Consider the following 21,114-nt stretch of genomic DNA (forward strand, 5'->3'; position numbering starts at 1 on the left):
CATTACAACCTTACCGTATCGAGAATCATCACGATCAATACGATCGTCAAATAGTTCACGGAAAACAAAAATACTTTCTTCGCCCAAGCATCGTTATCCTTGGCCCGAAACCCTTGAAGCGCCATGAGAAACCATGCGACCGATAGAATTTCCCCGATCACGAGGAACCAAATGCCGGTGTAATCGTAGGCATACATCAAAGCCGGAATCGGGATCAGCAACGCCAGATACGGGATCATCTGCAGCTTGGTCCGCGGAACGCCTTTCACCACCGGCAGCAGCGGAAACCCGGCCGCCCGGTATTCTTCCATGCGGCGGATGCCCAGCGCCCAGAAATGGGGCGGCTGCCACAGGAACAACAGGGCGAATAACATCCAAGCGCCCAGATCGATTTTGCCGGATGCCGCCACATAACCGATGACCGGCGGCATAGCGCCGGAGATCGCTCCGATCGAAGTGCTCCAGGTGGAGGTTCTCTTCAACCAAAGCGTATATACGACGACATAAACGAACATGCCCACGGCGCCGAACAGCCCGGCCAGCGGCCCGCTAAAAGCGAACAGCACGGTTAAGCCGAGAATGCCCAAAACCACAGCATACCACATCACCGTCTTCGGAGACAGCTTCCCCGTAGGGAGGGCGCGATTTTTCGTTCGGGCCATCTTCGTATCCATTTCCCGGTCGAAATAATTGTTAAAAACGCAAGATGACGCCATCACCAGCGCAGTTCCCAGCAACATGACAATCAATTGGTAATAATTCAGCTCCCAGCGGGAAGCCAGCCAAAAGCCGGCGAAGGCAGCGATCAGGTTCGAGCGCAAAATGCCCGGCTTGGTCAAGGCGATAAAGTCCTTCCAAGTAGCCGTTTCTCCCGGAGGAGCAGGTCTCACGGACAACGCAGCGGATTCCGCAGAAGCCTGGTAACTCAATGGTTTGTCCACGGCGATTCAATCCTCCTACAAATGGTATGGTATAGAGTCGGGATATCACTTATATCAATAAATAGTTCATAAATTTTCAACAGATTAACCCTCTCGCTATAAACTTTATCATATCAAAACGCGTAAATGTTTGACAATCGTTGGAATATCGCATGGTTATTATGACAATTTGGTGACACAAAGGCCGCCGGAATAATCCGGCGGCCTTTATCCGTTGTGCAATTATTTGTCCAAACAAAGCTTGATCAGATCATCTACATGCGCGGTGGCCAGACACTCCACCGTATCCGCGGCCCCGTAATAAATCTTGACCTCGCCGCCCGGCTCCAGAATCATCCCGCCGGGAAAAATCACGTCATTGCGGAACCCGTCGGCGGTTTCGTAGCTCGCTTCCGGCGCCATCAGCGGCTGCTTGCTCATCCCGACGATCTTCCGCGGATCGTCCAAATCGAGCAGCATAATCCCCGCCGTATAGCGTTTCTTCCAGGCGGGCTCCCAACCGTTTTTGCCGCGCGCGGGATCGATATCGACGGCGTGGAACGTTGTCAGCCAGCCCTTGTCCGTCTTCACCGGAGGCGCAGCCGGGCCGATCTTGTCGTTGGCGAACGGAACTTGTTCCACGGCCAGCAGCATTTCGGATCGGCCCCAGTACACCAGATCGGGCGACTGCGAAATCCAGGTGTCGAACCGGTCCGCCCCGCCGCGTCCATATACGGTAAAGGGCCGCTCCAGGCGGATGTAATTGCCGCCGATCTTCTCCGGGAACAACACCATGTTGCGCAGGTCCGGCGTCGACAAACTGAGGATTTCGAAGTGTTCCAGATCGTCCGTAACGGCGACCCCGCCGCGAATGCCATGCTGTGTATCGACCGCAAAACACATGTAACAGCGTCCGTCCAGGACGGTCAACCGCGGATCGTACGCCCGGATGATCTCCCCGTCGTGCAGCTTGAACACCGGCTTCGGCCCGGCTTGCCAATGGAGCCCGTCGTCGCTGAAGGCAATGCCGAGATCGGTGGTGTGGTGCGGCTCGATCGTTTGTTGCTCCAGCGAGCCGTAGTCGTTGCGGAAGATCATGACGTATTTGCCGCCGAACTTGGCGACGCCCGCATTGAATACGAGCGCCGTGTCGTACGGCACGCGCGCCGCATCCAGCACGGGATTATGTTCATAGCGCCGGATAACCGGACTTGAGGTTAATAATTTGGGAACCTGATGGATCATCGCGTTTTCCTCCCCGATTTTTCTGATCTGTCAATGTTGAGTATCATTTGCGACTGCAGCTTTACCCATTAAAAATGCTCAGCATACGTTTCTTAAACCTTTCCCCCAACAGCCGGTAGCCCTCGGCATCCGGATGAAGCCCGTCGGAAAGCCTCTCCTTGTCGGCTTCGCCGAACCAATCCAGGCCGTTGCCATAATATATGCGGCCGTCGCCTCGTCTTCGGAACAATTCTACCGTTTGGCGAATTTCCTCGCGCATGGCCATGAGCGTAAAACCCAACGGATTTTCGTTCGTTTCCCGGTCCGTCGCGTAAATCGGCGAAATGACGAGCAGCGGCGTATCGGGATGTTGGTCCCGGATCGTATCAATCATGCCGATCAGCGCAGGTTGAAACGTCCGCGGGCTAAGGGATGCAGCGCCGTACACATTGATGCCGACGCAAAGCGAAATGAAGTCTGCCGGCAAATCCGCGATCATCCTCGCGACTCTCGGCTCCAAATGACAGTTGCCCGAAAATCCGAGGCAGGTCAAATGGAAGCCGCACTCCCGCGCGGCGATCGCCGGCCAGGTCGAAGAAGGCCCCTCCGCAGCGACGCATTGGGTGATCGAGCTGCCATAGGCGACCCATTTTGGGCGCAAATCCGGCTCGGGGATGCAAACGGCGGCTTCTTCGACCGAAATGCCCGCAACGGTCATCCCCGCATTTTGCGGCAGATAGATCTCCACGAGTTTCCGGCTTCCGGCCAGCCCCTGGAAAACAGCCTCCGTGGCTCCCGCGGACAACGTTATCGCAGCGTGAAGCCGCCCGTTGCATAGACAGTCCAGCGTCGCCTCTTCCGTCAAAGGCGCAAATCTCACGCAAATCGCCGATGAATCGGTATTTACGCGCAGCCGGATGCCGGCGCAAATCTCCCCCTTCGTTCCGATCCCGTCCGGCGGAAACAACTCGTAATCCGCGTAAGGGATCCGCCACGGCTTGATCCCCTCAGGCTTCCGTTCGAGTGAAACCGCGCCGTGAAACCATGCCTCGTCAAGCGGAATTTCCGTTAGCGGCTGCGTTTTCATCAGATTTCTCCCTCTCCGGCAGCAATGCCTTTCACGGAAAGGGATACGCGAAAATCCTCTCCGAGCCATACATCACGTTCCAGCAGAGTTTGCTGCAGTTGCGGCACGGAGATTCCGCGCGAAGTGTCCCCAGTCCTTGCGGCCATCGCCGCAGCTGTACCGGCCGCTTGCCCCATCGCAAAGCAGTTGGGCATCACCCGCAAGGATCCTTGGACCGCCCGGTCCGAAGACGCGGAACGGCCGGCTACCCATACATTGTCAAGACCGACGGGAAGCAAAATCCGGTAAGGCACGCCGTGCGATTGACCCGGAGGCAGATGGTTAAAGGTCATTTCGCCCTTGTGATCGGCCAAATGAATATCGATGTAATAAGCGTTACGGGCAATATCGTCCGGAAAGGACCGCGCCCCTATGAAGTCGTCCACGGTCAATACATAATCGCCCTGAATCCGGCGCGTTTCCCGAATGCCGACCTGTTCCCCGCTGGCGACCATATGCGCCTGTTCGAACCCGGGAACATACTTGCGGAAGAAGTCGACCTGGCGTTCGGCCAGTTTTCGTCCCTCAATGGCGCCTCGCGTTAAATCCTCCGCTTTCGTCCCGTCGATGCCAAACACATGCCCGAAATTCACGCCTACCAAATAATCGTTCACCCAGGCCAGACCGGAGATCGACTTGCGCCCTTCCGGCAAGGCTCCTTCAGTCATCGCCCGTTCTACCGTTTGGTGCAGTTGCCCGCTATCCCCCGTCTCCTGCAAATACCGGTTAAACCTCGCCCGGTTTACGTTGGCCAGCAGATAACACATGCTCCCCGGCTGCAGTTCGCCCTGATCGCCGCCCTTCTGGAAAGGCACTCCGGCCAGCGCCGCGATATCGCCGTCTCCGGTCGCATCGATAAGGTAGCGGCAGCGGATAAAAGAACGGCCGGATTTGTTGGCCGCGACGACGCCTTCCACCGTGTTCCGATTGGCCGACAGCCGAACATCGAATACAAACGTATGATATAACAGCGAAACCCCGCTTTCGGTCAGGGCATCATCGTAAACCCGCTTCAGCACCTCCGGGTCGATCGGCACCCAGTCGAGCGTTTGCCCGTATTCGGCCCGATAATCGGCATTGCAGGCCTGTTTCATCCGCTCCATCAACTTCATCCCGATGCCGCGGATGATCGGCTTTTCCTTATCGGTAAAAGGGCAAAACGCCGGAACCAAAGCGACCGTTCCCATGCCGCCCAGAAAGCCCCTTTGCTCGAGCAGCAGCGTTTTCGCTCCGCCCTCGGCGGCACTGATCGCGGCCGCGATGCCGGAAGCGCCCCCGCCGACAACCAAGACGTCGACGTCATAGGACACCGGAATCGTTTGGACCGGCAATGTAATGTGTTTCTCCTTCATGATGAACCTCCTATGCGTAAATGATCTATCCCTTCACGGAACCCGCCGTCACCTGGATAAAGGTCTTGTTGGCCAAGATGTACACAGCGAGCATCGGCAAAATCGACAGGCAAGCTCCCGCCATCATCAAGTGAATTTGCATCGCCGCCGAGGAGCCGTAGCGAAGATTGGCCAGCCCCACGGTCAGCGTCTGCAGTTGCGGATTCGTCATCGTAAATACCAGCGGCAAAATATATTCGTTCCAGGCGTGGCGGAAAGCGAACAGCCCGGCAACCCCCAGCCCCGGGGTCAGCAGCGGCAGGATGATTTTGAAAAAAGTGCGGATAAAGCCCGACCCGTCAACCATGGCCGCTTCGTCCAGTTCACGCGGAATCGATTTGTAAAACCCCTGCAGTATAAAAAAAGTGCTTGAATGGGCGCTGATCAAAATCAGAATAACTCCCCATAACGACGTGTTCAGATGCAGCTTGACCATCAGGTCGAATTGCGGCCGCAGCACGATCGCTCCGACGGAAATAAACATCGTTGATGCCTGTATCCCGACGTACAACGCTTTTCCCGGGAAGTCCCGCCGGTCGACGACGTAAGCCGCCATCGCCGCCACCAGCAGTGTTCCCACGGTGCTCATGACGCTCAAGAACATGCTGTTCCAGGTATATCCAGCAAAGTTGGTCTGGTTCCAGGCCTCCACATAGTTGCGGAACTGCCATTCCTTCGGCAGCAAATCCCCGCCGCTCATCATCTCGGCCCCGGTTTTCAGGGAACCGAGAATCGTCATCAATATCGGAAACAAGGTAAGCAGGACCGTTGCCAGCAAAAACAGCCACATGACCGGGCGCACGATCCATTTAGCGGCTTGCGCGGCCTGTTTTTTCCCCGCCATCGACGGTTCGTTCATTTATTAGCCCCCCTAGAATACCTTGTTCATTTTTTTGCTCAAGAAATAGTAGCCCGCGGTAATCGCACCGACGATAATCGCTGTTGCAAATCCCACCGCGCTGCCATAACCGAATTGCTGCGTCACCGGAGATCCCGTTGATACCGGGAAGAGTAATTTATACAAGTACAGGTACATCACTTCCGTCTTGCCGATCGGCCCCCCCTCGGTGATGACCATGATGCTTTCGTAGCCCTTGAGCGATGCGATAATCGCCAGCATGATGATCATTTGCATCACCGGACCCAGCATCGGGATGGTGATATGCCAGAAGCGCTGTCCGGCATGAGCCCCGTCAATCGCGGCGCTTTCGTACAAATCCTGGGGAATGCTTTGCAGCCCTGCCAGGAACAACAACATATAGTTGCCGACCGCGCCCCACACGGCCACGATAATAACCGTCAGCATCGCATGCTTCGGACCCAACCAATCGATCGGCTGCCCGATGATATGATATTTCATCAGCAATTGGTTAATCATGCCGTTATAAGAGTTGAAGATGTTGTAAAATACTACCGAAATCACCGCCGTACTAATCACCGTCGGCATGAAGTAAATCCCCCGCAGCAAATTTCTGCCGCGCAGCTTGCCGTTCAGCAATACCGCCAACAGCAACGATAAAGGTATCGTCAGCAGCAGCTTGCCTCCGGCGAAAATGAACGTATTTCCGACCGACGCCCAAAACTGTTCATCGCCGGCCAGTCTTCTGAAATTGTCCAAACCTACGAACAAAGCTTCTCCATATCCAACGTAATCGTAAAACATGTAGCGCAGCATCCAAATCAACGGATATATCCCTAAAGCCAACGTAAGGATGACGCTAGGAAAAAGAAACAGGCTGTTCTCCCGAAGCCGCTTCCATTTAACCATCTTCGGTTTCCCCCCATATTTTTGTTTACCAGGAGACAGGAAAGGAGCCTTGTCGTCAGCTCACAAAAGCTCCCGTCCCGTTTAAAAAGGTAGTTCAAAAAGTCGTCTTTTAATCACGAAGTGAATCAAGAGGTAACTCGGCATCGAATCTTGAATTCAGCCGGGCCTTCCGGTTCTCACGTACCCAAAACGTACGCTCCGGTCCTCAGGCCCTAGCTTCATCCAACCTTCTCGGTGCTAAAAAACCGTCTTTTTGAACGCGCACTTTAAGCGTTATTCTCCTTGCGGGTGTGCGGGATCGAACGATGGATTCGGAGTTACGGCCACTTCACCTTTTTCCACCGATTTCGCCAAAGCTTCGTTGTAGCGTTGATTCAAGTCCTCGACGATTTTCTGCGCATCCCCGCCGTCCAGCATGTATTTAAAGAAGGCATCCGCGTAATTCGCCCCTTCCGGCGTCACGTTTGGCGCTACAGGCCATAATGAATCCTTCTCCCCGATCAAAAAGCCGTCCATCCCTTTGACGTCCGGAGTTTTGGCCTTATCGGCAATGCTGGGCACAACGGAAATGCCAAAACCTTTCTCGTGATAAGCCGTCAGGACATCGTCCGCATACATGAATTGCATAAACTTCCAGGCCGCATCCTGATGTTGCGACATTTTGCTGATTCCCAGCCAAGTGCCGGCCGATACGATTTCGGAGGTGCCTTTCTGTCCATCTAACGTTGGCGCCAGCGCGCCCGCCCAGTTGATATCCGTCGGGAACTGGTCCTGGTAGACGCCGGGTTCCGTGGAGAAGCTCAGGTACATGCCGATTTTGCCGGCGGCGAACTGGGCGCGCAGCGGGTCGATATCCAGCGATTCCGCTCCCGGAAGAATGCTTCCGTCAGCATGCATTTGTTTGAAGTATTCGATTACTTGCGCATAAGGGGCAAAATCAAACTGTTTGGTTTTGAAATCGAACCCCAAACCCTGATATCCGCTGAGGGACAAAATTTCTCTGACGGAGCGGTCGAACGCCTGCTTCGGATTTTTAAAATTCAATGCAAAGCCGTAGATGCCCTCCGACTTGCCGACTTCGGTAATTTTCTTGGCGGCGTCGACCATTTCCTGAAGTGTGGCCGGCGGATTCGCGATTCCCGCTTTATTGAACAGATCCTGGTTATATACGAGTCTTAGCGTAAGGCCCGTGTTCGGCAGCGAATAAATTTGCCCGTCGAACCGGTTAACCCCGTCGATGAGGACGGATGAGAATTTCGCTTTCATGACGTCGGTCAAGTAGCCGTCGATCGGCTGCAGATACCCTTTTTTGTAGAAAGCTTCGGTATTGGCGCTTTTCAATCGCAAAATGTCCGGTGACTGGTTGCTGGAGAAAGCGATATCCACGCTTTGCGTGTAGTTTTCGGACATCACGGTCAATTCCACCTGAATGTTGTCCTCGTTCGTCTCGTTGAATTTCGCGACCATTTCTTTGATATATTCCTGGTCATGCCGGTCATCCGTCCAATATTTCAGTTGCACCGGCGCTGCTGCCGCATTCCCGCCCTCCTTCTCGTTGCTCGTCGTCTCTTTCGGCTCATTGGAGCCACTGCCGCCGCAAGCCGCCAGAGCCATGACCAGCACAAGGCTCGTTCCGAGCAGCATAGCTTTTTTCCACATAGACGTTTCCCCTTTCTTGTTTGCGATGCTCTTGTCTTCTTCTTTACTATAAAATCTCGGGCATGAAAAAGGAGTGGGGCAATCCCACTCTTTAGGGAAGCGATTTCATGATATTGACCGGTTTTGGGATTACTCCGGAGCATCCGGATGATAATCGGCTCTGAATTCCGAAGGGGTCATGCCGGTAATTCTTTTGAACATTTCGCTAAAATAACGCCGTTCTTCATAGCCTACCGCGGCCGACACCTCCTGCACCGATTTGCCTTCCACGAGCAAGGACTTGGCCAGGCGGATTCGTTCCTGATTGACGTATTGGGTTACCGTCGCCCCGGTGACTTTCTTGAACAGGCTGGAGTAATAGCTGACGCTGAGATGCACGTGCGCGGCGCACTCGGTCAATGTGACTTCACCGCTTAGCCGGCTTTGGATGAATTCCAGCGATTTGAAAATGATTTTCTGGCCCTCCGACAACGTGTTGCTGCGAATCAGATCCGTGCCTTCTCGGCACAATAGCGACAACTGCTGCTCCAGGCTGCTTAAGGGCATCGTCGAGGCGCCTCTCATCGTCCTAAACCGGGCGATCAGCGGTTGAACCTCCGAGAAAGGAGCCAGTTCGTATAAGGCCCGGATGACGGACGCAGCCAGCTCATCATACAAGCTGAGCAAATAATCCGGGTGGGGAGGCGGGGCTAGCTCTTGAAGGCGGACGGAAATACCGCATAAAAGCTGCGAAGCCCGCTCACCGTTGCCGGAACGCAATGCCAGCAACAGCTCATCCTTTTGCTCCAGGGATAACGGAGGCTGGCTCCCGGTTTCGGGCAGATCGCGAACGCCGATAGCGGCATTCCCTTCGCTGAAGATATGGTAGGCGAGCGCACGGTCCGCCTCCCGGTAGGCATCGGGAAGCTCGCTTGTCTGGCCGACCTGGCCGGAGACGCCGATGGACACCGTAAATGGAGTATATTTTTCGATATTTCGGCAGCAGGTTTCGGCAATCAAGGTAGCATCCTGCGGAACGCTATCGTTCATGAGCGCTAGAAACCGGTTGTTTCTCGCCCGGATGACTACGCACCGGCTGTATTGTCTTATCGTTTCCTCTACAATGTTTTGCAGAGAGAAGCGGATGAGCTCTGCCTCGCGGATCGATAGCTCGGCCGCCTGTTTCCGGAATTTATCAATCTCGATGAGCATGACGATAAAGCCGCGAGGCTCCAGGTCTATGCCAAGAAAATCCCACCGTTTGGACGCTTGCTCCCACGTTGTCCGATGGCTGACGAGCATGGCCAAATATTCCTGGCGAAGCACCGGCAAGCTTTCCCGCAGCTTCGACTCCATCAACCGATGGTTGATCAACTGAGATCGTTCCTCCAAGATGTGCGCTTTCGCCCGCAGCACCGTATTCAGAATGTCTTCCTCCGTAAACGGTTTGACGACGAAATCGAAAGCGCCGAGCTGCACGGCCTGCTGCGCGTATTCAAAGTCCGCGTACCCGCTGATCAGAATTACTTTGCAGCTGTGGCTCGATTCGAGCAAATGGCGCAGCATCGTCAGTCCGTCCATTTTGGGCATTCGGATATCGGTGATGACCAAATCGGGCTTAACCCGGCGCACAAGCTCCAGCCCGTCGCTTCCATTTGCCGATGCCCCTTTGATCGTGATCCCGTGGTCTTCCCAAGCGATCGCCGTCAAACCGTCGACGACGCTTTTAATGTCATCGATCACGCATAGGCTGATTTGTTCGTGTTCGTCATGATTCATGGGTCTGTTCTCCTCTCGGCGGCAGAGTTAAAGTTACGTTCGTTCCCCGATCCGGCTTGCTTTCCAGGAGCAAATTCGCGCGGTCGCCGTAATACAGCCGCAACCGGCTAATCAGGCTCCGAATCGCATATCCGTGCTCCGACGTTTGCTCCGGCTGTAAGGCAACCGCGTCTCGTCCCATCCCACGTCCATTGTCCGAAACCGTGATGACTCCCAGTTCCTTCTCCCGATCGAATGTTAAGCCAATCGTAATCCTGCCGCCGGTTTCCATATCCTTGAACCCGTGCAGGATGCTGTTTTCGGCCAGCGGCTGAAGCATGATCCGCGGGACCGGCCAAGTCAGCAGCCGCGAATCCTCTACTTGAATCTCATATTGAAATAACTCCGGGTAGCAAAGCGCTTGAATCTCCAAGTATTGCTTGACGTGCTCCAACTCTTTTTGCAGCGTCGTAATCTCGTTCCCTTTATTCAGGCCAAGCTGGAACAAACGGGACAAAGAAACGACCATGCGCTGGGATTCGTCGATTTGCCCAAGCTTCAGCTTCCAATAAACCGTGTTCAGCGTATTGTACAGGAAATGCGGATCCATTTGTGCGGACAAAGCCTTAATCTCGGCGGAACGCTTGCGGGTCTCCGCCTGCTTTACCTCCTCGATCAGCACAACGATTTGCTCCAGCATGCGGTTGAAGCGATACCCCACCTGTGCCAGCTCATCGTTCCCGTGTCCGGCGAATCTCGCGGTGAGGTCATTGGCTTCCACGCGTTTCATGACCTTTTGCAGCCCTTGCAGCGGGGCAAGCAAATAACGGGTCAACCCGCCGGAAATAAGCGCCGTGATCAGGAAGGCGCCTACGGTGATGCCGACGATCATCCATTTGACGTAGATCAGGTCTCTCAGCACATAGGATTTGGATTGCATCGTAACCATCGTCCAGTCCGCAATGCTCAGGCGGGCGTAATTCAACAAATAGTCATGGCGCTCGATTTTATAGGAAGCGCTTCCGGAGGCCGCGGTACGCTGTTGTAGTTCGCCCATTAAATTGCCGCGGTTTACCGCCTTCTGAACCAAGGCGTTATTTTCCGCATAAACCGGAACTCCATAGGCATTAAGCAAGAAACGCACGGCATCCTGCCCCGTCCCGGCCCCGACCAGGTTGCGAAACCCTTCCTCCCGGATATTGACGACGATGTAAACGTCCTTGACCGGGGTGTCGAAGATCGGCTCCAAAATGAGGGAAATCACCCGCTCTTTCCCCAAAAACAGCATATCCTCGTGCCCTTCAACCCACACGTTTTTATTCTCCTGCCTGACCCTCCCGTACAGCATCGTATCTTCAAATCGGCTCTGACGATTACGGTTCATGGTTAGCGGATAAAACTCGCCGATCGGCGTCGAGATGTAAATGGAATGGATGAGCGGTTCGGCAATCCGGGCCTGCGAAAATACGTTGTCCAGATCGGCCAGATGGGTATAATAGCGGCCCGCCTCCCCCGTCGAGGCGTCCTTAAGCATGCCGCGAAAGGGCTGGCTCAGCATGAACGTCATCATGATGATCATCAGCTTGTTCAATTTCTCGTCGACGATTTGCGCGGATTTGATGACCGTATCCTGCGTTAGGTTTAAGGCATTCTTCTGCAAAATATTGGCCGAGATGGAGTATGAGAAACCTCCGGTGATAAGAATCGATAGAATGATTACGATCAGAAATGCCGATTTCAGCTTGCCGCGGAACGTACGGCTTCTCAAGAAATTCATGGGATCCCGCCTTATTTAGTAAAGGATAAGTAGCTAGACCGGGTTTTATTTCCTTGATTATGTCATGACGCTCCGTCTTCAACAAGAACATCGCTTACGGGCAGTCGATCTACCGCACCTGAATCGTAATTTTGTCTCCCTCATGCGGGAGAGGAGTTGGCGCAACAGAAAAAGGGCCTGCCGGAGGCGCGTTCAGCCTGCGGCAAACCCTTTTCTATCTTAATATCAGCTTGTTATCTGCCGACGAACCCCATCAAACGCTGTACGTCCTGCAGCGTTTTGTCCGCCACTTCGGAGGCTCTTTCGGCGCCTTGGCGCAAAATATTCCGCAGCTCGCCGGACTCGCGAATGTCGCGGTAACGTTGTTGAAGAGGCTCCAATACGCCGACGACCGCTTCGGCCAAATCCTTCTTGAACGGGCCGTACATTTGGCCTTCGTAACGTTGCTCCACTTCGGCGATCGACAGGCCGGAGCATTGGCTGAAGATCGTAATCAGGTTGCTGACCTCCGGTTTGTTCGCCGGATCGAATTTGACTTCGCGGCCGGAATCGGTGGTCGCCCGGCTGACCTTCTTGCGAATCTCGTCCGGCGTATCCAGAAGGGCGATATAGCTGCCCGGGTTCGGGTTGCTTTTGCTCATTTTTTTGGAGGCATCGTCAAGGGACATGATCCGCGCCCCCACTTTCGGAATATACGGCTCCGGCAGCGTAAAGTAATCGCCGAACCGGCTGTTGAAGCGTCCGGCCAGGTCGCGGGTCAGCTCCAGATGCTGCTTCTGGTCTTCTCCGACCGGCACCAGGTCGGCATTGTAGATCAGGATATCCGCCGCCATCAAGGCCGGATAAACAAACAGTCCCGCTCCGACCGATTCCTTGCCGGCCGACTTGTCTTTGAACTGCGTCATACGCTCCAGTTCCCCCATCGAGGTGAGCGTCGTCAGCAGCCATCCGAGCTGCGCATGCTGCATCACGTGGGATTGCAGGTAAACGTTGGCTTTGCTCGGGTCGATGCCGGCGGCGATATACAGCGCCGCCACCGATTCGGATTGCTCCGTCAAAGCGGCCGGTTCCTGCGGAACCGTAATGGCGTGAAGATCCACGACCATAAAATTGCAGGCATAGTCATGCTGCAGGGTCACGAAGTTTTTGATGGCTCCGATGTAATTGCCAAGCGTCAGCTTGCCGCTAGGCTGAATGCCGGACAGTACTTTTTTCATAGCGAATTTCCTCCTCCATATGATTCATGTTCTTTGTGTGCAAGCCGTTGGCTTTGCCGTAGAAAATGCAAAAAGGCCCCACGCCCGCAAGGGACGTGAGACCGTGGTGCCACCCTTATTCGCCGAATCCCGGCAGAGCTATGTTCGAACAGAGCCCGCCCGGCCATTCGGCCTTTCCTGAATCCTTAACGTGGATCAACCCGGCCGGCATACTGGAAAAGGAACCCCGTCCTTTTGCGTTCTGCCCGGCACTCCGAGGCCCATTCGGCTAAAGCTTCTCCGCCGGTTCGCATCAACCACCGGCTTTCTGCAGGAGGAATACTTCGCTTACTTCCCCTCATCATCGCATTGTTTATAAGGAAGTTCAAAAAATCATCTTTGGATCACGAAGCAGATCAAGAAGCAGACTCGACGTCGAATCTTGAATTCAGCCGGGCCTTCCGTTGCTCACGTAGATCCCTCTACGCTCCGCTACTCAGTCCCTGGCTTCATCCAACCTTCTCGGTGCTCCAAACCCGACTTTTTGAACCTTCATTGAACTAGCGCATCTTGCGCTTTTATTGTTATCATCATAAAATGTCACCCGTGGCCATGTCAAATCCATTTTTCGTCCACCGGAAAAAGTGTTATGATAAGTCTAGCTTAAGGAACTGTTGATTAGAGGTTGTTCAAAAAGCGACTTTTTGAACACGTACTATTATGTGGGAAAAGGAGCAACGATATGAAAAAGGTGACCAAAGGGCAATGGAACGGTTACGATACGTACATCTTACATAGCCGCGAACTTGAAGTCACGCTGCTACCCCGCCTTGGCAATAACGTGATTCGTATATGGGACAATGTCCAGCAGCGCGATGTGCTGCGGCATCCGGAAGAAAGCGAGCTTGATTTCTATCTGCAAAAGCCCTACCATTTCGGCATCCCCCTGTTGGCTCCTCCGGGGCGAATCCGCAAAGGGCATTTCACCTATGCCGGGCAGGAATACCAGTTTGACCGCAACACGGCGAACGACAATCATATTCATGGGTTGCACCGCACGCAGAGCTGGTGCGTCAGCGATATCGAGGAGGATGATGAAGGCTGCGCCATTACGACCGAATTCATGACCTCCGACGATCCGGGCTGGATCCGGCAGTACCCTGAGCCGCTCAAGCTGGAAATGACTTTAAGACTGCAGGGCGCTTCTTTAAAGCAAACTTTTAAAATTACCCATCTGGGACAAAACGCCGCTCCATTTGGCTTGGGGCTGCATACATGGTTCCTGATCGACGGCGAGCCGGGACGCTGGAAACTTAATTTGCCGGTCTCCGACCTCTTTTTGTCGGACGAGGAGAACATTCCTACGGGCGAAACCGCTCCGTTGGGGCCTTGGGACGCTTTGAACGCGAGCATGAATTTGCAGGACGTCAATTGCGATACCATGCTGCGCATCGGAGACAAGCCCGTGGAAGCCTTGTTGACGAGAGACGATGGATATGGATTGCGCTATTCGGCCGATCCGGAGCATTTCAAATTCTGGGTCATCTACTCCAAAGGGGAAGCCGACCAGTTTCTTTGCATCGAGCCCTATACCTGGCTGCCGGATGCTCCGAACATCGATTTGCCGGCCAGCGAGACGGGTTTGATCGAACTGCGGCCGCAGCAAACGCTGGAACTGAACATTAACCTGGATCTGGTTTACCCGGACGGATCCGCAACGTAAATCGCTTATCAAACGGCTCTTCTTCAAGAGCAAACGACTTGACCGCCTTCCTTCGGAGGGCGGTTTTTGATTTGCCGGATTCAGGCATCCAGAATCCGGTCATTGGAAGAAATGCAATAATTACCACTGCTATAGTTTTAACTTGGTCCGCATATTTTGCGTCCTACGAACCATACTAACATCACAAACGCCAAAGGAGGTGACAACTATGGCAGGTCAAAGCCGCGGAAGCCGTAATAACCTTATCGTTCCTCAAGCTACCTCTGCGCTGCAACAAATGAAAATGGAAGCAGCTCAGGAATTGGGCGTACAAATTCCGCAAGACGGTTACTACGGGAACTATACTTCCCGTGAAACCGGTTCTCTCGGGGGCTACATCACTAAACGTTTGGTTCAAATGGCGGAGCAGCAATTGTCGGGTCGTTCGAACCTGTAACTTGCATTCTCCTATTTACCACTATAGAAACAGGCGGTCTGCGTGAGCAGACCGCCTGTTTCACGTTACGAAAGCATATTGCTTAAAGTACCGAACAGCCTATGTAGCTTATGAGATAAAATTTATGAGGTCATATCCTTGTATGTATGGGTTTGCTCCTTATGCGAATACCGCTGGATCAACAAATTGGCCATGTTATAGTTGGATTCCATCACGGCGTCGATCATGACCGTTCCCTGTCGAAGCGCAAATTCGTAACTGATCTCTCCATGCGTCCAGCAACGCTTGAATTTCAAGGCCTGAATCGCCATCGCGCGAAATGACTGCCTTTGATCCGCATTCAAGCCCCGGCCCTCCTCGGCAAGCTGGCCGTTTCTCCCGGCGATCGGATTGTGGCGGATTCCAAATTTCCCGACGGTGTTGTTGCGGATTTGCAAAAATACGGTACCCGATGTTAGCCCGGCAAGCTCCTCTTCCAGCTCTTTGAACACCATATCCACTTGTCTGGCGAGTGAAATCTGTTCGGTCTTCAGCATATCCACCCTCCCTTCCATGTTATTCCCCAATAGCATAGGGCTTACGTCACATTATAGTCCATTATCAGGAAATGTTCAACAATATACTACAAAATTGGTTAAATATTACTGATGAAAAAGCAGACTTTATCCTCTTTTGTTCCACGCTTCGACATGCCCGGCGACACAAAAACCGCCAAGCGCGTAGGATTGTCGGCTGAATGCGCGCAAAAGCGGGTCCTCCGAAGAGGACCCGCTTGAATGGGCCAATAGAGCCATCCCATTTATTTCGTCAATTCCAGGAACGCATCGACGTCCGCCACCGACAACGCCATCGCATCGCGCCAGAAATCCGGCTTCGTCAAGTCGACGCCAAGATGCTTGGCGGCCAGCTCCTCGACGGTCATGCGGCCGGTATCTTCCAGCAGCGCGTCATATTTGGCGGCAAAGCCTTGACCTTCCCGCTGAGCCAGTGCATAGATGCCGGTGCTGAACATGTAGCCGAAGGTGTACGGGAAGTTGTAAAACGGCACGCCCGTAATATAGAAATGCAGCTTGGACGCCCAGAAATGCGGATGATAATTGCCCAGCGCATCTTGGTAAGCTTCGCGCTGCGCTTCCTCCATCAATGCCGACAACTCCTCGGCATCCAGTACGCCCTGCCGGCGTTTCTCGTAGAAGCGGGTTTCAAACAGGAAGCGGGCATGGATGTTCATGTAGAAGCTGATCGAATTCTGAACTTTGTCGGCGAGCAGAACGATTCTCTCTTGATCGTTAGCCGCATTCTTCACGAAAGCATCGGCCAAAATCATCTCCGCAAAAGTCGAAGCGGTTTCCGCCACGTTCATGGCATAATCCTGGTTGAATATCGGCAGCTCTTCCATCACGCTCTGGTGATAGGCGTGCCCCAACTCGTGGGCCAGCGTATATACGTTGGAGATCGTGCCGCCGAACGTCATGAAGATCCGGGTTTGCTTGCTCTTCGGCAGCGACGTGCAGAACCCGCCCGGACGTTTGCCGGGACGATCCTCCGCTTCGATCCAGCGGTTCTCGAACGCCTTGACGGCAAACTCGGCCAGCTTCGGACTGAAGTTGCCGAATTGCTTGACGATATCCTCGGCGCCTTGCTCATACGTGATTTTGCTCGTCACTTGGCCGAGCGGAGAATCCACGTCCGTCCAGTTCAGCTTCTCTACGCCAAGCAGCTTCGCTTTGCGTTTCAGGTATACGGCGAACTTCGGTTTATTCTCTTCGATGACCTGCCACATGGCATCCAGCGTTGCTTTGGACATCCGGTTAATGGCCAGCGGTTCCTTCAGAATGTCGTCCCACCCGCGTTTCTCGTACAGCTTCAACCGGAAGCCGGCTAAACGGTTCAGCGTGTCCGCGCAGTAATCCGCGGATTTCCCCCACGCTTCCTCCCAGCTGGCAAAGACGCGCTCCCGCACGTTCCGGTCCGGATCATCCAGCTTGTTGGCCGCCTGGCCGACGGATAACCTTTTAACTTCGCCGCCCGCTTCCTCAAACGGCACTTCGACTTTTGCGACGATCGTGTCGTAATGCTGGCTCCAGCCGTGGTAACCGTCCACCGCCAGATCGGAAATCAAGGTCTCCAGCTCCGGCGGCAGCTTCTCCCGGGCCTCGCTGCGTTTCTCGTCAAGCACAAACGAGATCGGGGCGATTTCTTCCCGGGCCATCCAGGAGTTCCACACCTCGTCCCCGGTCATGCGCAGGACATTATAGAACAGCGTCATTACATTGGTGAAGGAAGCGTTTAGGGAAGTCACTTTGGCATCCAGTTGGATCGCCTTTTTATCGTGTTGGTCCTGTGCCGTTAAACAGCCCACAAAGCTGTTCGATTCGGCCAGCTTGGCCGCAGCGTTTTGCAGGCCTTCGATCAATCCGTCAAACGTCTTCGTGTCCTCCAGGGACCCCGGAGCTCCCATTTCGTTGATTTGGGCCTGATAGTGGGCGATTTCCCGCTCCAGTTCATCAAGTTGGTTGCGGAAGGCGGAAGAAGAAGAGCCTCCCGGAAAAACGGATTCCAGTTCCCATGTGGGTTGAAGCGGTCCCTTGAATAATGTCATGAGTATTGTTCCATCCTTTCTTCATCGTTAATATTGATGGCTTATAGGGTAAAAGTGTATGCTATTATATAGCTACCAGCCTGACAGGAGGGATATTCTTATGAAGCCGCTACAAATTTCGGCGGATACAGCCGTTAAATTAGCAGCAAGGCTCAAAGTGCCGATTGAGCACCTGATGCATATGCCGCAGCACATTTTATTGCAGAAGATCGCGGAACTGGCCAAGGAGGAAGCGGGCAGCCCGCCTGCACAATCCGAAGCTGATAGTAAAGATTCAAAGCCGTCATGATCCCGTTTAACCGATCTTGGCCCTATGATGTGGTCATGGGGGATGTGTATGTACACGCATGTCCGTTCTGCTCCAGCAGCAACGTGCTGCTGCCGCTGAAGCCGCTGGAACTGAAGTCGATACATGAGGGGAAGAAGAAGCTGCTCGTTTTCCCTTGCTGCGGAAATAAAGTTACCGTGTTGGATTGCGACAACGATTATTTATTGACCGATACCGTAATCCGGTAACCCGAATAGATCTTACAGTTAGGGCCGTTCTACCAAGAACGGCCCTTCGTTGTATGGGAGCAATTCTTATTGCCGCATCTCTTCGGGCAGCTCATGCCCGCCGTTCAGCATTTCCTCGCGCAGCAGCGCCCATTGCTCCCGGGATGCCCGGATCATGGCCGCGTCCATGATTCGTTTATCGTTAATCACACGCGAGAACCATTTGACCGCTTCGTTGAAATTGCCGACCCGGCGATGAAGCTCGCCGATCAGGTACATCAACCGGGCATCGCTGCCTCCGACCCCTTCGTTTTCATAAACGCGAATATAGGATTCCAGGGAATACTCCAGAAAACGCCGCTCTTGCTCCTGATTGCTCCGATACCGGTACAGCCAGGCGATATGATGCAGCAGACTGGCGATGATCCGATCCGTTTCGCCGACGGTTTGCGCGCAAATCAGCGCAAGCTTGTACGCTTCCAAGGCATCTTCCCAGTCGCGGTGCCCGCCGTAGCTCTTCTGGTTGAAACGGCTGCCGATCTCTTCCTGAAAACGGGCCCGTTGGCGGTCGGTCAGCCGCGCCAGCGAGTTTTCCGTCGAAGCGAAACCGCAGGCGGGGCAAACCCGAACTACATAATAATCGGGATTCTCATTCTGATAATAACCGCAAAAGTCCGTGTCCGTTCGCACGGCCCGTTTGAAGCTGGGACGAACGCGCGAGCTCGAAAATTCTTGTTGGCAGTGGATGCAAGTAACTTTGATCTGATAAAGAGGTTCAAGTGCCAATTCTCCTACTTCCTTTCCAAAATGTCCGCCCTGCGGATCGTTCGTTGTCTTCTAGGGTGTGTTCACAAAGTGAAAAGCGGGCCCGGACAACCGCTCCAATACAAATCCCCGCAGCGGTTCGTCAATTCCGATCTCCTCCAGCGCGGCGCGCATGCAAGCCAGCCAGGCCTCGGCCCGCTCCGGGGTCACCGGAAACGGCAAGTGCCGCGCACGCATCATCGGATGACCCACTGCTTCGGAGTACAGGGAAGGCCCCCCAAAAAACTGTGTCAAGAACATATACTGCTTCTCCATCACCGGGGTAATATCCTCCGGGAATAAAGGCCCAAGCAAGGGTTCGCGCTGAACTCGGGGATAAAAAGCTTCCACCAGCCTGCGAATCGCCTGCTCTCCGCCCAGATTTTCGTAAATGCTCAGGTTTGGATCCATTCGCTCACCGCTGCTTTCCTTTTGGTCTTGTCACACCATATCCTTGGGTCAGCTTACTTTCTATATTATAGCAAAAAAAAATAAAAGCTCCTACCGGAGCTTCTATCTGTCAGTTATGTCGCCAAGCTATCAGTAACTGCGCCAATCCTCTTCACCGGAATGGACGAGAGAGGCGCGGATAACGTAAACAAAAGCACATACGAGAACACCTGCAACAATGCTCATGATCATCACTCCATCCATAAAATTGGGCTCCTGCGAAGTCAATGAATGTATCGTAGCTGGTTCTAAAGATCCAAATTGGTCTTCTAGAATCATTTTAACATAGAAACGCGGAAATATCAGCCTTCTCTGCAATCGCTTCCTTTATTTTTTTGTGCTGTTTGTCCCATCGCAAACATAAAATTCACTATATGTGCGTGTTCAAAAAGTCGGGTTTTCAGGATCGAGAAGGTTGGATGAAGCTAGGGACTGAGTAGCAGAGCGTAGCTGGAGGCTACGTGAGCAAGGGAAGTCCCGGCTGAATTCAAGATTCGATGTCGAATCCACTTCATGATTTGCTTCGTCCTGGAAAGACGACTTTTTGAACAACCTCTATAACTCGGGTGTGGAGGCGGTGCTATGTTCGTTAAACGCTTGACCGCTTTGTTGTTTATAGGCTCAGCGCTATTATTGGCCGTACTGATGATCGGCTATCCCGAAGCATCCTGGCAGGCCGGAGTCCGCGGTTTGGCCATTTGGTGGGACGTGCTGTTCCCGTCCCTTTTCCCTTTCTTCGTCATATCCGAAGTGCTGCTCGGCTTCGGCATCGTGCATTTTCTCGGCAAACTGCTTGATCCGCTCATGAAGCCTCTGTTCCGCATCCCCGGCAGCGGCGGATTCGTGCTGGCCATGGGTTTTGCCTCCGGATATCCCGTCAGCGCCAAGCTGGCGACCAAGCTTCGTGAGCAGCGATTAGTCTCCCGCACCGAAGGGGAGCGTCTCGTCGCATTTACGACTTCCTCCGATCCGATCTTTTTGATCGGGGCCGTGTCGGTCGGCTTCTTCGGCAACCCGAAGCTCGCCGGAGCGTTGGCCTTGGCGCACTACGGCGGCGCGCTTTTGATCGGGCTGCTGATGCGGTTCTACCGCCCGGCCACCCCCGAATCGGAGGGCAAAGGCCAAGCCGCTCCCCCCGAACGCTTCAGCTTCAGGTTGGCACTGCGGACGATGCACGAAGCTCGGCTGCAGGATGGCCGCAGCGTGGGCGAGTTGCTGCGGCAGGCGATCGTCTCCTCCCTGCAGCTGATGGCCGTCGTTGGCGGGCTTGTCGTGTTCTTCTCGGTCATCCTTGAGGTGCTGACCGCCTCTGGATTCATGAATTCGCTATATTTGGCGGTGAGCCGCCTGCTTCCTCTGGCCGGGCTGCCCTCCGGGCTGGCGGAGCCGCTCGTCGGCGGCTTGTTCGAGGTGACGTTGGGCACCAGAGCATCCGCTGCTCCGGAAACGATCCCGCTGGTGTACAAGGCGGCGGCAGCCGCGTTTATCTTGTCCTGGGGCGGCCTGTCGGTACACGCCCAGGTAGCCAGCATTTTAAACGGAGCGGACTTGCGCTATCTCCCGTTCCTGATCGCTCGTATTCTTCATGCCGTTGGCTCGGCCGGATTGCTGCTCTTGATCTGGAAACCGGTCATGGGAACCGCCCCGGCATGGGAGCAATTTACGGGCCGAGTCGCAGGGCCGCTTTATGGGTGGAGCGGATTTCCGGAAGCCCTGCGGATTTTACTGATTGCGCTGGCCATACTGCTTATTTTGTCTTTCCTGACCAGAATCATTCGCCGGCTGGGCTACAGGCCGAAAAACTAG

Annotated in this window: 19 protein-coding genes and 1 other annotated feature; of the genes, 5 read left to right on the forward strand and 14 right to left on the reverse strand. The window is 54.1% G+C overall.

Features of this window, described 5'->3' with window-relative positions; genetic code table 11:
• Nucleotides 1-2 precede the first annotated feature (2 nt).
• The 10 genes from cyoE to trpS form a co-directional block, all read right to left on the reverse strand.
• The gene (gene cyoE / locus ACQ4N8_RS05135; protein WP_430703270.1) at nt 3-941 is read right to left on the reverse strand and encodes a heme o synthase; all 939 of its coding nucleotides are present in this window, start codon (nt 939-941) and stop codon (nt 3-5) included.
• A 222-nt stretch (nt 942-1,163) separates the two neighbouring features.
• A complete protein-coding gene (locus ACQ4N8_RS05140) occupies nt 1,164-2,165 on the reverse strand; it encodes a glycoside hydrolase family 130 protein (RefSeq protein WP_430703271.1) in 1,002 nt (333 codons plus the stop codon).
• Nucleotides 2,166-2,226: 61 nt separating this feature from the next.
• Entirely contained in the window at nt 2,227-3,231 is a 1,005-nt protein-coding gene (locus ACQ4N8_RS05145; protein ID WP_430703272.1) for an SGNH/GDSL hydrolase family protein, read from the reverse strand.
• A complete protein-coding gene (locus ACQ4N8_RS05150; RefSeq protein WP_430703273.1) occupies nt 3,231-4,622 on the reverse strand; it encodes an FAD-dependent oxidoreductase in 1,392 nt (463 codons plus the stop codon). Before ACQ4N8_RS05150 ends, ACQ4N8_RS05145 begins: the two co-directional genes overlap by 1 nt.
• Before the next feature lie 25 nt (nt 4,623-4,647).
• Entirely contained in the window at nt 4,648-5,520 is an 873-nt protein-coding gene (locus ACQ4N8_RS05155; RefSeq protein ID WP_430703274.1) for a carbohydrate ABC transporter permease, read from the reverse strand.
• A gap of 12 nt (nt 5,521-5,532) precedes the next feature.
• The gene (locus ACQ4N8_RS05160) at nt 5,533-6,429 is read right to left on the reverse strand and encodes a carbohydrate ABC transporter permease (RefSeq protein ID WP_430703275.1); all 897 of its coding nucleotides are present in this window, start codon (nt 6,427-6,429) and stop codon (nt 5,533-5,535) included.
• 273 nt (nt 6,430-6,702) lie between these two features.
• On the reverse strand, nt 6,703-8,088 hold the full coding sequence (locus tag ACQ4N8_RS05165) for an ABC transporter substrate-binding protein (RefSeq protein ID WP_430703276.1): 1,386 nt from the start codon (nt 8,086-8,088) through the stop codon (nt 6,703-6,705).
• A gap of 129 nt (nt 8,089-8,217) precedes the next feature.
• A complete protein-coding gene (locus tag ACQ4N8_RS05170) occupies nt 8,218-9,846 on the reverse strand; it encodes a response regulator (RefSeq protein WP_430703277.1) in 1,629 nt (542 codons plus the stop codon).
• Complete coding sequence (locus tag ACQ4N8_RS05175; protein WP_430703278.1) at nt 9,836-11,602, reverse strand: sensor histidine kinase; 1,767 nt, start codon at nt 11,600-11,602, stop codon at nt 9,836-9,838. The genes ACQ4N8_RS05170 and ACQ4N8_RS05175 overlap by 11 nt, the downstream gene beginning before the upstream one ends.
• 233 nt (nt 11,603-11,835) lie before the next feature.
• Nucleotides 11,836-12,819, reverse strand: coding sequence for a tryptophan--tRNA ligase (trpS, locus tag ACQ4N8_RS05180; protein WP_430703279.1), 984 nt, complete (start codon nt 12,817-12,819; stop codon nt 11,836-11,838).
• 86 nt (nt 12,820-12,905) lie between these two features.
• Nucleotides 12,906-13,172: a binding site (T-box leader), on the reverse strand.
• Between the two features lie 368 nt (nt 13,173-13,540).
• Between trpS and ACQ4N8_RS05185 the strand changes: the two genes are divergently transcribed.
• The gene (locus tag ACQ4N8_RS05185) at nt 13,541-14,521 is read left to right on the forward strand and encodes an aldose 1-epimerase (RefSeq protein WP_430703280.1); all 981 of its coding nucleotides are present in this window, start codon (nt 13,541-13,543) and stop codon (nt 14,519-14,521) included.
• 208 nt (nt 14,522-14,729) lie between these two features.
• A complete protein-coding gene (locus tag ACQ4N8_RS05190; RefSeq protein ID WP_430703281.1) occupies nt 14,730-14,957 on the forward strand; it encodes a small, acid-soluble spore protein, alpha/beta type in 228 nt (75 codons plus the stop codon).
• A 122-nt stretch (nt 14,958-15,079) separates the two neighbouring features.
• On the opposite strand, the gene ACQ4N8_RS05195 is transcribed toward ACQ4N8_RS05190, so the two are convergent.
• Together ACQ4N8_RS05195 and ACQ4N8_RS05200 are read right to left on the reverse strand one after the other, a co-directional pair.
• Nucleotides 15,080-15,493 carry an O-methyltransferase gene (locus tag ACQ4N8_RS05195; protein WP_430703282.1) on the reverse strand — a complete coding sequence of 138 codons (414 nt, stop codon included), beginning with the start codon at nt 15,491-15,493 and terminating at the stop codon, nt 15,080-15,082.
• A gap of 263 nt (nt 15,494-15,756) precedes the next feature.
• Nucleotides 15,757-17,559, reverse strand: a complete 1,803-nt coding sequence (locus ACQ4N8_RS05200) for a M3 family oligoendopeptidase (RefSeq protein WP_430703283.1) — start codon at nt 17,557-17,559, stop codon at nt 15,757-15,759.
• Between the two features lie 100 nt (nt 17,560-17,659).
• Between ACQ4N8_RS05200 and ACQ4N8_RS05205 the strand changes: the two genes are divergently transcribed.
• Together ACQ4N8_RS05205 and ACQ4N8_RS05210 are read left to right on the forward strand one after the other, a co-directional pair.
• Entirely contained in the window at nt 17,660-17,848 is a 189-nt protein-coding gene (locus ACQ4N8_RS05205; protein WP_430703284.1) for a YycC family protein, read from the forward strand.
• A complete protein-coding gene (locus ACQ4N8_RS05210; RefSeq protein ID WP_430703285.1) occupies nt 17,845-18,075 on the forward strand; it encodes a hypothetical protein in 231 nt (76 codons plus the stop codon). Before ACQ4N8_RS05205 ends, ACQ4N8_RS05210 begins: the two co-directional genes overlap by 4 nt.
• A gap of 66 nt (nt 18,076-18,141) precedes the next feature.
• On the opposite strand, the gene ACQ4N8_RS05215 is transcribed toward ACQ4N8_RS05210, so the two are convergent.
• Nucleotides 18,142-18,840, reverse strand: a complete 699-nt coding sequence (locus tag ACQ4N8_RS05215; RefSeq protein ID WP_430703286.1) for a DUF2225 domain-containing protein — start codon at nt 18,838-18,840, stop codon at nt 18,142-18,144.
• A 51-nt stretch (nt 18,841-18,891) separates the two neighbouring features.
• Nucleotides 18,892-19,269 (reverse strand): globin, encoded by a 378-nt coding sequence (locus ACQ4N8_RS05220; RefSeq protein ID WP_430703287.1) that lies wholly within the window; start codon nt 19,267-19,269, stop codon nt 18,892-18,894.
• Between the two features lie 621 nt (nt 19,270-19,890).
• Between ACQ4N8_RS05220 and ylbJ the strand changes: the two genes are divergently transcribed.
• The gene (ylbJ, locus tag ACQ4N8_RS05225; RefSeq protein ID WP_430703288.1) at nt 19,891-21,114 is read left to right on the forward strand and encodes a sporulation integral membrane protein YlbJ; all 1,224 of its coding nucleotides are present in this window, start codon (nt 19,891-19,893) and stop codon (nt 21,112-21,114) included.

The sequence above is a fragment of the Paenibacillus macerans genome, assembly GCF_050565405.1.
In the GTDB taxonomy this organism is placed as follows: Bacteria; Bacillota; Bacilli; order Paenibacillales; family Paenibacillaceae; genus Fontibacillus; species Fontibacillus macerans_B.